We start from the raw sequence: 13,083 nt of genomic DNA on the forward strand, positions 1-13,083 counted from the left end.
ATGGATAAATAGAAAGGAGTCAGAGATGGTTGTAGGAATTATAATAGCAGTTGTAGTTGTATTGCTGATTATTTGGATAATTACATCTTATAATGGATTTGTTTCCTTGAGAAATAAAACGGAAGAAGCATTTTCTGCAATGGATGTATCTTTAAAGAAGCGATATGATTTAATCCCAAATTATGTAGAAACAGTGAAAGGTTATGCAAAGCATGAATCCCAGACGTTAGAAAAGGTGATTGCGGCGAGAAATTCAGCAATGGGTGCTTCTAGCCCTCAGGAACGGGTAGAGAGTGAGAATGTACTTTCTGGAGCATTAAAATCTTTGTTTGCTGTTGCGGAAAGCTATCCAGATTTAAAAGCAAATGAAAATTTTATGAGTCTTCAGAATCAGCTAAATCGTTTGGAAGAAGAAATTGCAGGTTCCAGACGTTATTATAATGGTGTTGTCAATAAGTATAATACAAAGACAGAGATGTTTCCTGGAAATATTTTAGCGGGAATTTTTCATTTTGAGAGAAAACCATTGTTTGTTGTAGATAATAGTGAAGAACGTCAGAATGTAAAGGTACAATTTTAAAGAAAAGAGGGATGCTTATGAAAAAAATAGCAGCTCTTGGGACATTTTTCTTATTTTTTTTCGTGGCTTTGATTGGCTGGAATTCTTGCTATGTGCAAGCGGCAGTGGAAAATGACTCGAATATGAAGACAGAAAAATATGATGTTGATATTGTTGTTGAGAAAGATGGAAGCTATACTGTTACAGAGAAAATTAAAGTTCATTTTTTAAACCCACGTCATGGTATTTACCGATATATTCCATACAAAGGTAAAATTATTACCTATGATAAAGATAAAACAAAACATTCCATGGTTTATTATGCAGGAATTGATATGGAGGATAGTAATATTGATTATGATAAATCAGAGGAAAATGGAAATGTGGTACTTCGATTTGGAAGTGAAGATGTTACGGTAAGTCGGGCAACATATAAGTTTTCGTATCGATTGACCCCGACTTATCAGGGAGAGACTTATAACCGGGCATATTTTAATATTTTCCCAACGCAATGGAAAAATAAAATACCGGCTGGGAGTAGTTTTAAGATTCATTTCCCAAAAAAAACAGATTTAAATCAATTATATTTTTATGAAGGGGCCTATGGAGATGCAACGCAGGCTGGAAATGATATTCGGATAACAAAAGATGACAAGCAAAATGTCATTAGCGGAACACTCCAGAAAGATTTCAATCTTGGAAGTGGAATGACCTGTTATGGACAACTTGGAGATGGATATTTTACAGGGAATGCACAGCCAGGATTACACAAAACGGTTTTCGCCTTTAGCATGGTTCTCTTGATTTTTACTTTATTTGCATTCTTTAAGTTTGGAAAAGATGAGAAAATCATTCCGTCGATTCAGTATCAGCCTCCAGAAGGGTTGGACAGTGCTGCGGTTGGTTATATTATTGATGGAAGTGTGGAAAACAGAGATATTGTTTCATTAATTCTTTATTGGGCAGATCATGGAAATTTAAGAATTCAGGAAAAGAAGAAAGGGAAAGTCACGCTCATTCATTTAAAAGATCTTCCAAAAAACACGCCGAAATATCAGAAACTGATGTTTAATAATTTATTTGAAAAAAAGAAATCTATCGAAGTGGCTTCTATGGAATACAAATTTGCAGATACGATGGAGCTTGTAAAAGATAAGATTCAATATTACTATAAACATAAAATTTATACCCATATATCGTCAGCAGTTCGTGTTGTTGCATTTATACTATCGTTATTGCCATTGATTACATTTTGGCTGATGATTGAGCACTATCATTTGGATAAAGGAGGTAATCTCGTTCTCGGAATTCTTTGCGGAATTTTATATGTTATAGCCTTATTCCTTGGCTGTAGAACTGTAGACCAATGGTATTCGATTACCTCTAAAAAACGCAGGATCAGGATTATTCTTGTAATAGCCTTGATGGTGCTTGCTCTTCCTGGGTATGGAAGTTATTATTTTAGTGAAGTATCGAATGGAAATATGTTTGATTTTTGTTGGGTTTACGTTGCTGTTGCACTAATTTCTTTGGTTTGTGCAGTGTGTACGATTTTTATGAAGAAGCGCACGAGTCAGTGTGTGCAGTGGATGGGATATTTGGCTGGGCTTCGTGATTTTATTGAAACGGCAGAACTTGATCGAATGAGAGTATTGGCAGAAGATCATCCAGATATGTTTTATCATATTTTGCCATATGCATCAGTGTTTGGCTTATTTGATATTTACGCAAAAAAATTAGATGCTTTAAGTATACCGGCGCCAAGCTGGTATGACCCTTATGTGGAAGATTCTTATTTCCGTTATGGTATGTTAAACCATTGTATTAATCATACGGTAGCACAGACATTATCCGTTCCAGAACCATCGGAAAGCGGAAGCAATAGTGATGGATTTTCTGGAGGCGATTTTGGTGGAGGTGGATTTTCTGGAGGAGGCTTCGGCGGCGGAGGCGGTGGAAGCTGGTAGAAGAAAAAATAATTATTTAACAGTATATTTTCGTTTTGTTTTTAAATAAAACAGTATAAGACCCATGGCGATGATTGTCATGGGTCTTATATTAACCTGTTTCTATATTTGCTGTTGGATTGTTTTTTATTTTCTATAAAAAATTTTTACCATGATAAATCCAGCAAGTGCAATAAATGCAAGAAATAGATAAGCGGTTTGCATATGAATAGATGATGCAATATTTCCAGTAAGGATGGGCAGAAGTGTCATTCCGATTGCATAAAAAGCCTGAAAAAATCCCATGGCAGTCGATTTTTGCTCTGCTGGAACTTCTGCCATTGCTTCGCTTGTGGCATAGCTGAATAAGATCCCGGTTGCCATTCCAGGGAGTGTTTGTAAAAGAAAGATACCTGGGATCCATGTAATTCTTGGAACAAAAATACAATAACAACAAATGCATAGAAGAACAGTAGGAATCCAAAATTTGGGCCCTTTTTTGGCGCAGAACTTTGAAGATGCGAAAGCAGCAAAGCAGACGGCTGTGAGCATATAGTACATAGAACTTAATCCAACCATTCCATTGGAAGCTCCGCAGTCTTTTAAAACCTGTGTTGTAAAAGACATTGTTGTTGACATTTGGATTCCTTGTTGAATTAAAGCAATAAAAGCAAACATCCAGAGTCTTTTATTAGAACAAATGGATAGCAGATACTTTGCAGAGAGGTTATTTTTTTCCGGTCTTTCCTCTTTGATGAAAAGTCCAAGCAAAAAGGCAAAACCTCCGCCTAATATACTAAAAATGCAAAGATATTTCATTCCAAGATGACTATAACAAAGCGTACTTATAATAAATCCAAGAAACATTCCAAGATTATTAAATAAAACAATTTTTCCAGTTGCCTGTGCCTGCTTATCTTTGGGATAAGAGTTTGTAAAAAATACCATAAAAGAAATCCACATGGCAGATGCCATTCCAGAAAATAGGTTTGCAATTAAAAATCCAATGGCATTTGGCAAAAAAATACGGAAAATAGAAGCGATTCCCGAACAAAGACAGCCAGTTAGGATAAAATGTTTATGGCGGCCAGCCTGGTCGGCCAAAACTCCAACAGGAAGTCTTAAGAGCATTTGAGAGATTCCATAAGCTCCGACGATGATACCGATCATACTGCTTGATATTCCAAGAGAAGTAAGGAATGGGGTTTGATAAGGTATGTAAACATACTGAGCAAACCAGAAACAGGATACGATAGCTAAAAATAGAGTTTGTTGTTTTTTCATTTTATCCTCCAGAGTAATATTTTAAAATTATTATAAAGAAAAATTTTTTTTGGTGCAAGACATGAAGAAGGGCGGTTGACAGTAAAAAATATGAAACGTATAATCGTAGGAAAAGGGAGAAAATTATGAAGATTACACTACAACAAATCGAAAAATTAAAAAAAGAAGAATACATTTATCTTGATATCAGAGGAGATATTTCTTATGCACATGGGCATATTCCAGATTCCATTTTATGGGATGGTACAATGCAGGATGTAGAGAAATTGCCTAGAAATAAAAAACTCATCGTATATTGTACTTATGGAGAAAAAAGCATTGATGCAGCCAAAAAGCTGGAAGAAGAAGGATATGATGCTTATAGCTTAGAGGGTGGATACCGTTCGTGGTTGTTATTAAATTATGATGGATTGAGTCCAAAAGAACAAGAACGCTATGACCGTCAGATGATTCTTCCACAGGTTGGAATTGAGGGACAGAAAAAATTGAAAAATTCTAGTGTCCTGATCGTAGGTGCCGGAGGGCTTGGTGCTCCTGCTGCATTATATCTTGCTGGAGCTGGAATTGGAACGATTGGTATTATGGATGCAGATGAAGTCAGCATTTCCAATTTACAAAGACAAGTCATTCATTCAATGTCAACAGTTCATGTAAATAAAGCGGAATCGGCGAAGGAAACAATGGAAAAGCTCAATGATCAAATTGAAGTTAAGACATATCCATATCATCTAACACCAGATAATGCACAGGAAATTATTAGTCAATATGATTTTATTATAGATGCCGTTGATAATTTTGAAGCAAAATTTTTGATTAATGACACATGTGTCCTATTAGAGAAACCATTTTGTCATGGAGGAATCTTGCAATTTGAAGGACAAGTCATGACTTATGTGCCGCAAAAAGATGTTCCATGCTATCGCTGTATTTTTGAAGAGATACCAGAGAGTGGATCGATACCAAATTGTAGCCAGGCAGGTGTTATCGGTGCAATCGCTGGCATTATAGGAAGCATACAGGCTTTGGAGGCCATCAAATATATTCTGGATATCGGAGAGCTTCTAACAGGTAAGATGTTAATTTTTCATGGTCTTACAATGAAAATGAGAGTGGCAAACTTTGGAGAAAAAAATCCTGGCTGTAGAGTTTGCGGAGAACATGCCAATATTAAAGATATAAAAAAGAATGCGATGGAATATATGCCAAAGGGCTGTATGGTAAAATAGTATTTAAAAAGCGTACAAAGAACAATAGAAAGTTTCTTTGTACGCTTTTTCAAACTTAAGAGGTTTTTAAAAGGGAAAGTGCTATTAACTAACTTATCTTTGAACTCTTCCGCTTCCATCACTTTCCATTAAAGTGAGGACTTCTGATTCATAGATATAGTTAATATCACCAGGTATCGTGTGTTTAATGGCAGCAGCGGCAATGGCAAATTCTAGTGATTTTTCCATTCCCATGTTTGAGAGAATTCCATGAAGGAATCCAGAGGCAAACGAGTCACCGCCACCGACGCGGTCTACAATATGAAGGTTATAATTTTTTCCTTTATAAAGAGATGTTCCATCGCATACAGCGGCAGACCATCCGTTGTCGGATGCGCTGATGCTGTTGCGTAAAGTTGTAATGAGATATTTTAGATGGTATTTGTTGACAACATGTTTCATATGAGTTTCATCAACACAGATGCTGTATTCTCCATTGATGAAGTCGATACCATCTTCGTGATAGCCGAGGCATTTTGCTGCATCTCTGGCATTTCCGAAACAAATATCAGCATACTCCATAATTTCACGGAGTAGTTTTTGTTTTCCTTCAATATCTTCGGTCCATAATTTCGTACGGTAGTTTAAGTCGAAGGATATCTTTACTCCATGTTTTTTTGCCGATTTTAAGGCTTCCATTGTGACAGAAGCTGTCTGTGGGCTTAAAACTGGTGTGATTCCAGAGACATGGAATAAATCTGCATCCTGAAAAATGGAATCAAAGTCAAATTCTTCTGGTGCTGCTTTTGTAATAGCTGAGTCTTTTCGGTCATAAATAACACTAGAAGGACGGATGGAGGCTCCGTTTTCTAGAAAATAAATTCCGAGGCGATCACCGCCACGAGCGATGTGAGAACAATCTACGCCGAGTTTTTGTAAAGTACCAATTGCAGCATCACCGATGGAGTTGTTTGGTATTTTAGATAAAAAGGTTGTATGATGTCCAAGTTGTGTCAAGGATGCTGCGACATTTGCCTCAGCACCACCATACTGCACATCAAAAGAGGATGCCTGTAGGAAACGTTCATACCCTGGAGGGGAGAGACGTAGCATGATCTCTCCTAAAGTAACGATCTTAGCCATAACTTACCCCCTGATCTCTTTTACGATATCAGCAGCTTCTTTTGTTAATTCTTTGATCTTGTCAAAGTCTCCTGCATCAACAAGATTTCCTTTTACCATCCAGCTTCCACCGCAGGCAAAAATCTTGTCGTCTTTTAAGTAATCTCTGACATTACTTGGGTTGATTCCGCCAGTTGGCATGAATTTTAATGTTGTATATGCAGCAGAAACTGCGTGGATCATAGGAAGGCCACCTGATGGTTCAGCAGGGAAGAATTTTACAAGAGGAAGTCCTAATTCTACTGCCTGCGCTATTTCACTAGGAGTTACAACACCTGGTGTAACTGCGATGTTTTTCTCAAGGCAGTATTTTACGATCTCAGGGTTTAATCCAGGGCTTACGATAAATTTCGCTCCAGCAGCAACTGCTTCATCGACCTGCTCAATTGTAAGTACTGTACCAGCACCAACTAACATCTCTGGGTGTTTTTCATTCATGATTTTGATAGATTCGGCAGCAGCTTCTGTACGGAAAGTAACTTCCGCACAAGCAAGACCACCTTCGCAAAGAGCATCTGCAAGAGGCTCTGCATCTTTGCTGTCATTTAATACAACAACGGGTACAATACCATATTTTCCAAGTTTTTCTAAAATTTCGTTCATTTTATATTCCTCCTATTTCACTAATTTTTTCATGACTTCATAAGCACCATTTTCACGGATATCAGCAAGATAAGAAGCAACGGCAGCTTCGAATCCATCGATCGCGCTTAAGTCTTCACCCCAGAAGTCTTTGTTTGTGCAGACTGCATGAACAAGATCTTCTACAGAATCATCTTTGTGTGCTGCATAGAACTCAAGAACAGCTTTATCATCTTTGATCAGATAAGTGTTATCACCACGAGTTCCTACAAGACCTTCGTCAGTTAATTCCTGACCATTGAAGAATGCAATGTAGAATGCGAAAGAAGCAGTGATGCATGCTGGAAGTTTTTTCTTAAGATCAACATAACCTTTTAAAGAAGGCATAACTCTTGCACGCCATTTAGAAGTAGAGTTTAAGCTGATCGCTAATAACTGGTGATCGATAAATGGGTTTTTAAAACGTTCTGTTACAGAATGAGCAAATGCATCAAGTTCTGGTTTTGGCAGTGTTAATGTAGGGATGATCTCATCATAAATTGTCTGATTCATAAATTTGCAGATCACATCATCATGCATGCAGTCACGAACGATATCCTGTCCTGCAAGGTAAGCACCAAGAACGAAAGAAGTATGAGCACCATTTAAAATTCTTACTTTACGCTGTTTGTATGGTTTATGGTTGTCTGTAATCAGGATTGGAAGATCCGCTTTATCAACAGGAAATTCATCTTTAATAGACTGAGGTCCTTCAATAACCCAGAATCCAAAGATCTCACCTGTATCGATCAGGTTATCTTCATATCCAAGTTCAGCACAGATATCAGCAGCCTCTGCTCTTGGGTATCCTGTAACGATACGGTCTACTAATGTAGAGCAGAATGTGTTTTCTTCTTCTACCCAGTTGATGAATTCTTCAGACAGGTTCCACTGCTTTGCATATTTTAAGACACATTTTTCAAGTTCTTTTCCGTTATCATCGATCAGTTCGCAAGAAAGAATAATAAATCCTTTACCAGCCTCTTTACCGAATTTTTCAAAACGATGATATAAGAACTGAGTTAACTTTCCAGGATAGCTGTCTGCTGGAACGTCACTGAACTGACATGCTGGGTCATAAGCGATACCAGCTTCTGTTGTGTTACATGCGATAAAACGAAGATCAGGATTGTCAGCACATTTTAAAACTTCTTCAAAATCTTTATAAGGGTTTAAGCAGCGGCTGACACAAGAAATGACACGTTTTTTATTTACTTCATGTCCATCCTGGAATCCTCTTAAGAACAGAGTATATAAACCTTCCTGTTCATTAATCATATCAGCAAGACCAGGAGCAATTGGCTGGCATAAAACGACTTTAGAATTAAAACCAGCTTTTTCGTTTAATACATCGATAAAGTAGTCAACGAATGCACGTAAGAAGTTTCCTTCACCAAACTGAAGAACACGTTCTGGTGCATCTTCTAATAAATAACCATCATAGTTTTGTTCTTTTAATGTTGCATAAGATAATTTTTTCATAAGAATCAATAAGTCCTTTCTATAAAAATATTTATATATTGTTCAGAAAAGTTATTTATAAATTTATAATGTAACGCCTTGTTTAAAGATCGCCATATCATGGAATCCAGCTTCCTCAGATTTTGATTTCTTACCAGAAGCGATATCAATCACGAAATCAAATAAGTCTTTGGAAAGTTCTGCAGGAGTTCCATCTTCAACAAGAACGCCACAGTTAAAGTCGATCCAGTTCGATTTCTTATTTGCAAGAGCAGAATTGGAAGAAATCTTAACAGTTGGAACAGGAGAAGCAAAAGGAGTTCCTCTTCCAGTTGTAAATAAGACAATGTGAGCACCAGATGCTGCAAGAGCAGTGGATGCGACAAGGTCATTTCCAGGAGCACTTAAAAGGTTTAATCCATGGACTTTCACAGGTTCTCCGTAAGAGAGAACACCTTTGACTGGTGCGCTTCCGGATTTCTGTGTACATCCAAGAGATTTATCTTCTAATGTAGAAATACCACCTTTTTTATTTCCAGGAGATGGATTTTCATAAATTGTCTGATTGTGACTTTTGAAATAATTTTTAAAGTCATTTACAAGATTTACTGTCTCATCAAACAGTTCTTCTGTTTCACAACGGTTCATAAGCAATGTTTCAGCACCAAACATTTCAGGTACTTCGGTAAGAATCGTTGTTCCGCCTTTTGAGATCAGAAGATCGGAAAAACACCCAACCGTAGGATTTGCAGTGATTCCGGATAATCCATCACTTCCACCGCATTTCATACCAATGATTAACTCGCTGGCAGGAATCAGTTCACGTTTGTACTGACAGACTTGATCAGCAAGCTCTTTGATGATCTCCAGTGCATCTGCAATCTCATCTTCAGATTCCTGCGCAACAAGAAAACGGACTCTCTGTTCATCGTAATCACCGATATGTTTTTTTAATTCGTCAATGTTACTGTTTTCGCAGCCAAGTCCAAGAACGAGGACACCACCAGCATTTGGGTGATTGACAAGATCAGCAAGAATCTGTCTTGTATTTTCCTGATCATCTCCCATTTGGGAACAACCGTATGGATGAGGAAAAGCAACGATATCATCAATTGTTCCTGTCTTATATTTTTGAGCTTGTCGTTCAATGGCTGTTGCAACATTGTTAACACAACCAACGGTTGGAATGATCCAAATTTCATTTCTGACACCGACTTTTCCATTTGGTCTGCGGTATCCGTTAAAACAGACTGTATCTGATTGTTCAACAGGTGTTGGAATTTTATGATAAGAATAAGTAAGTAAATCACCAAGACTTGTTTTCAAATTATGTGTATGGATCCATGATCCGGTTAGAATATTTTCTTTGGCAATTCCAATCTGAGATCCGTATTTTATAACAGGAGCATTTTTAGTAATATTAGTTAAAGCAAATTTATGTCCCTGTGGAATATCTTCTATTAATACAATTTCCTGATTATCGACGGTGATCGTAGTACCTTTCTTTAATGAAGTTAAAGCAACGGCAACATTATCATCAGAATGAATCTTCAGGTAAGTTTTCATAAAATTGTGTTCCTCCTTTTTATAGATGGAAGGGTATCGGTATAGGTTTTCATGTGTTTCAATAGCTCAAAGGCAATACCCTTCCTGAAATATGAAATGTAAGAGCTTACATTCAAGCTACGCCTATTCGAGAAAAAAGTCAATAGAAAATATTCATGTATGCAAAATGCAACAATGTTTTGTGAAAAATAACCAAAAATATTAAAAAAATATTAGATAAAAACACAATTAAAAACAGATTGCCTTAAATGCTTAGTAAGGGTATAATGAAAATATAAATGTAAGAGCTTACACAAAGCATGAAACATTCAAGAAAAGAAAGGAAAGCATTATGAAACATGTAAAAAGGATCATTGCTGTGATGTTAAGCGTATGTATGTTAATCGGATGCGTAGGATGCGGTTCTTCTAATACAAATAAAGGAGAAGAAAGCCATTCAACGAAAAAGCGGATTATTCGTATTGCACATTCACAGGCAGAAACACATCCGGAACATATTGGACTTTTGAAATTTAAGAAATATGTAGAAGAGAAGCTGGGAGATAAATATGAAGTTCAGATTTTCCCGAACGAACTTTTAGGATCTCAGACAAAAGCGATCGAGCTTACACAGACAGGTGCGATCGACTTCGTATTAGTAGGAACACCAAACCTTGAAAACTTTGCAAAAGTATATGAGATCTTCAGTATGCCATATTTGTTTACTTCAGAAGAAGCTTATCATGCAGCGATGAATGATAATGCTTATATGAAGAAGATCTACGAATCTACAGATGAAACAGGATTAAGGGTAGTGACATGGTATAACGTAGGAACAAGAAACTTCTATGCGAAGAAACCGATTAAAACTCCGGATGATCTAAAGGGACTCAAGATTCGTGTTCAGCAGAGTCCGGCAAGTGTTAACATGGCCAATGCATTTGGAGCTGCAGCTTCTCCTATGAGTTTCGGTGAAGTTTATACAGCAATCCAGCAGGGTGTGATTGACGGAGCAGAAAATAACGAACTGGCACTGACAAGTAACAAACATGGTGAAGTAGCAAAATATTTCTCCTATAACAAACATCAGATGGTACCAGACGTTCTCGTTGCCAACTTAAAATTCTTAGATGGTTTAAGTGCGGATGAGAAGAAAGTATTTGAAGATGCAGCAAAACTTTCTACACAGGTAGAAGAAAAAGAATGGAACAAGCAGGTGAAGGAAGCAAAAGACTATGCACAGAAAGAAATGGGTGTAAAATTCATCAATGTTGATGTGCAGGCATTTAGAAACAAAGTACTTGGAGTACAGAAACAGATGTTAAAAGATAATCCAAACATCCGTGATTCTTACAAACACTTCCAGACATTCAACAAAAAATATGAGAAGGAGGCCAAATAGACATGGAATTTTTACAAATAATCCGAAAAGGACTCGATAAGGTCCTTTGTGCAGCATGTATTTTCTTATTTGGATTAATGGTTGTCATTGGTACTTATCAGATCGTAACAAGATTTATTTTTAACAGTCCAAGTACTGTATCTGAAGAATTATTAACTTACAGCTTTGCATGGATGTCTTTACTGTCTGCTGCATATATCTTTGGAAAAAGAGATCACATGAGAATGGGATTTTTAGCAGATAAAGTGACAGGATCTGCAAAGAAAGTCTTAGAGATTGCGATTGAATTATTAGTTGTAGCTTTCGCAGGAATCGCCATGGTCTATGGTGGAATCAACATCATGGGTCTTACAATGACACAGACAACAGCATCTCTTCCAGTAACTATGGGAGTGATCTATACGGTACTTCCATTATCAGGATTATTTATTGTAATTTATGGAATCTTAAATATCATCGATCTTGCCCAAGGTAAAGGTCTTGACCATCAGGAAAACTAGAGAGGAGAAAAAATATGAGTATCGCAATGATTTCAGGACTGATCATTTTAGTCCTGCTGGTAATTATGTTAGTTGCCGGAGTACCGATCGCAATCGCACTTGGAATTTCATCCGTATGCGCGATCCTTCCGGTTATGGATTTAAATGTAGCAGTATTAACAGGTGCCCAAAGAATATTCTCTGGTATTTCCGTATTTAGTTTGTTAGCTATCCCATTCTATATCCTTGCAGGAAATATCATGAACAAAGGTGGTATCGCCGTACGTCTTATCAATCTTGCAAAACTGATTACAGGACGTACACCAGGAGCTTTAGCCCATACAAATGTTATCGCAAATATGTTATTTGGTAGTATCTCAGGTTCAGGAACAGCCGCTGCATCAGCTATGGGTTCCATCATCGGACCAATCGAAAAAGATGAAGGATATGATCCAAGCTTTTCCGCAGCAGTTAATGTAGCAACAGCTCCAACAGGACTGTTGATTCCACCAAGTAACGTAATGATCACATTCTCTTTAGTCAGTGGAGGAACATCCGTAGCAGCCTTATTCATGGCAGGTTACATCCCAGGAATCTTATGGGGACTTGCATGCATGACAGTTATCTACTTCATTGCAAAAAAACATGGATACCGTGCAAAAACAAAATTTGCAGCAAAAGAAGCTGGAAGCATTATTTTTCAGGCACTACCTTGCTTACTGATGATTGTAATCGTAATTGGTGGAACAATTGCAGGTGTATTTACAGCAACAGAAGGAGCTGTGGTTGCAGTTGTATATAGCTTGATACTTTCTTTGATCTATGGGTCAATTAAATTAAAAGATATTCCAAAATTATTAAAAGACAGTGCAGAAATGACAGGAATTATTATTTTTCTGATCGGTGTATCAAGTATCATGTCATGGGTTATGGCATTTACTAATATCCCAACATTAGTATCTTCTGCATTATTATCCATCAGTAACAGCAAATATGTCATCTTCTTCTTGATTAACATTATTTTACTTGTTGTAGGAACATTTATGGATATGACCCCAGCCTGTCTGATCTTTACACCAATTTTCCTTCCAATCTGCTCAGCACTTGGAATGAGCACGATCCATTTCGGTATTATGATGATTTTTAACCTATGTATCGGAACGATCACACCCCCAGTTGGAACAACCCTGTTCGTAGGTGTAAAAGTCGGAGGAGTGAGACTCGAAGATGTGATCAAACAGCTGCTTCCATTCTTTGCGGTGATCATTGCAGTATTAATGTTGGTTACATATATTCCAAGCTTAAGCTTATGGCTTCCAAGTTTGATGGGATATGTATAAAATTTAAAAATGTTATAAAAAATTATAGATGTGCTTTTCATGGCACACTTACATAGAAA

Annotated in this window: 11 protein-coding genes; 6 read left to right on the forward strand and 5 right to left on the reverse strand. The window is 37.1% G+C overall.

Annotation, left to right across the window (positions count from 1 at the left end; all coding sequences use genetic code 11):
* The first annotated feature begins 25 nt into the window (after positions 1 to 25).
* Together KQI71_RS04135 and KQI71_RS04140 are read left to right on the forward strand one after the other, a co-directional pair.
* Complete coding sequence (locus KQI71_RS04135; protein ID WP_216434366.1) at positions 26 to 580, forward strand: LemA family protein; 555 nt, start codon at positions 26 to 28, stop codon at positions 578 to 580.
* A 17-nt stretch (positions 581 to 597) separates the two neighbouring features.
* Complete coding sequence (locus KQI71_RS04140) at positions 598 to 2,526, forward strand: DUF2207 domain-containing protein (RefSeq protein ID WP_216434367.1); 1,929 nt, start codon at positions 598 to 600, stop codon at positions 2,524 to 2,526.
* A gap of 126 nt (positions 2,527 to 2,652) precedes the next feature.
* Here KQI71_RS04140 and KQI71_RS04145 read toward each other — a convergent pair whose 3' ends face one another.
* Positions 2,653 to 3,789, reverse strand: a complete 1,137-nt coding sequence (locus KQI71_RS04145; RefSeq protein WP_216434368.1) for an MFS transporter — start codon at positions 3,787 to 3,789, stop codon at positions 2,653 to 2,655.
* A 125-nt stretch (positions 3,790 to 3,914) separates the two neighbouring features.
* Between KQI71_RS04145 and moeB the strand changes: the two genes are divergently transcribed.
* Positions 3,915 to 5,015, forward strand: coding sequence for a molybdopterin-synthase adenylyltransferase MoeB (gene moeB / locus KQI71_RS04150; protein WP_216434369.1), 1,101 nt, complete (start codon positions 3,915 to 3,917; stop codon positions 5,013 to 5,015).
* 93 nt (positions 5,016 to 5,108) lie between these two features.
* On the opposite strand, the gene KQI71_RS04155 is transcribed toward moeB, so the two are convergent.
* The 4 genes from KQI71_RS04155 to KQI71_RS04170 all read right to left on the reverse strand — a co-directional run bounded on the left by KQI71_RS04155 (position 5,109) and on the right by KQI71_RS04170 (position 9,824).
* Entirely contained in the window at positions 5,109 to 6,137 is a 1,029-nt protein-coding gene (locus KQI71_RS04155; RefSeq protein ID WP_216434370.1) for a sugar kinase, read from the reverse strand.
* Positions 6,138 to 6,140: 3 nt separating this feature from the next.
* Complete coding sequence (locus KQI71_RS04160; RefSeq protein WP_216434371.1) at positions 6,141 to 6,779, reverse strand: bifunctional 4-hydroxy-2-oxoglutarate aldolase/2-dehydro-3-deoxy-phosphogluconate aldolase; 639 nt, start codon at positions 6,777 to 6,779, stop codon at positions 6,141 to 6,143.
* A 12-nt stretch (positions 6,780 to 6,791) separates the two neighbouring features.
* On the reverse strand, positions 6,792 to 8,279 hold the full coding sequence (locus KQI71_RS04165) for a tagaturonate reductase (RefSeq protein WP_216434372.1): 1,488 nt from the start codon (positions 8,277 to 8,279) through the stop codon (positions 6,792 to 6,794).
* A gap of 63 nt (positions 8,280 to 8,342) precedes the next feature.
* The gene (locus KQI71_RS04170) at positions 8,343 to 9,824 is read right to left on the reverse strand and encodes a UxaA family hydrolase (RefSeq protein WP_216434373.1); all 1,482 of its coding nucleotides are present in this window, start codon (positions 9,822 to 9,824) and stop codon (positions 8,343 to 8,345) included.
* A gap of 376 nt (positions 9,825 to 10,200) precedes the next feature.
* Here KQI71_RS04170 and KQI71_RS04175 point away from each other — a divergent pair, with 376 nt between their 5' ends.
* From KQI71_RS04175 to KQI71_RS04185, 3 genes are read left to right on the forward strand one after another with little or no spacing between them, the layout of a single operon-like run.
* Entirely contained in the window at positions 10,201 to 11,205 is a 1,005-nt protein-coding gene (locus tag KQI71_RS04175; protein WP_253287932.1) for a TRAP transporter substrate-binding protein, read from the forward strand.
* A gap of 2 nt (positions 11,206 to 11,207) precedes the next feature.
* On the forward strand, positions 11,208 to 11,705 hold the full coding sequence (locus KQI71_RS04180; RefSeq protein ID WP_216434375.1) for a TRAP transporter small permease: 498 nt from the start codon (positions 11,208 to 11,210) through the stop codon (positions 11,703 to 11,705).
* Positions 11,706 to 11,719: 14 nt separating this feature from the next.
* A complete protein-coding gene (locus KQI71_RS04185) occupies positions 11,720 to 13,024 on the forward strand; it encodes a TRAP transporter large permease (protein WP_216434376.1) in 1,305 nt (434 codons plus the stop codon).
* Positions 13,025 to 13,083 lie beyond the last annotated feature (59 nt).

This window comes from Anaerostipes sp. MSJ-23 (genome assembly GCF_018918155.1).
Classification (GTDB): Bacteria; Bacillota; Clostridia; order Lachnospirales; family Lachnospiraceae; genus Anaerostipes.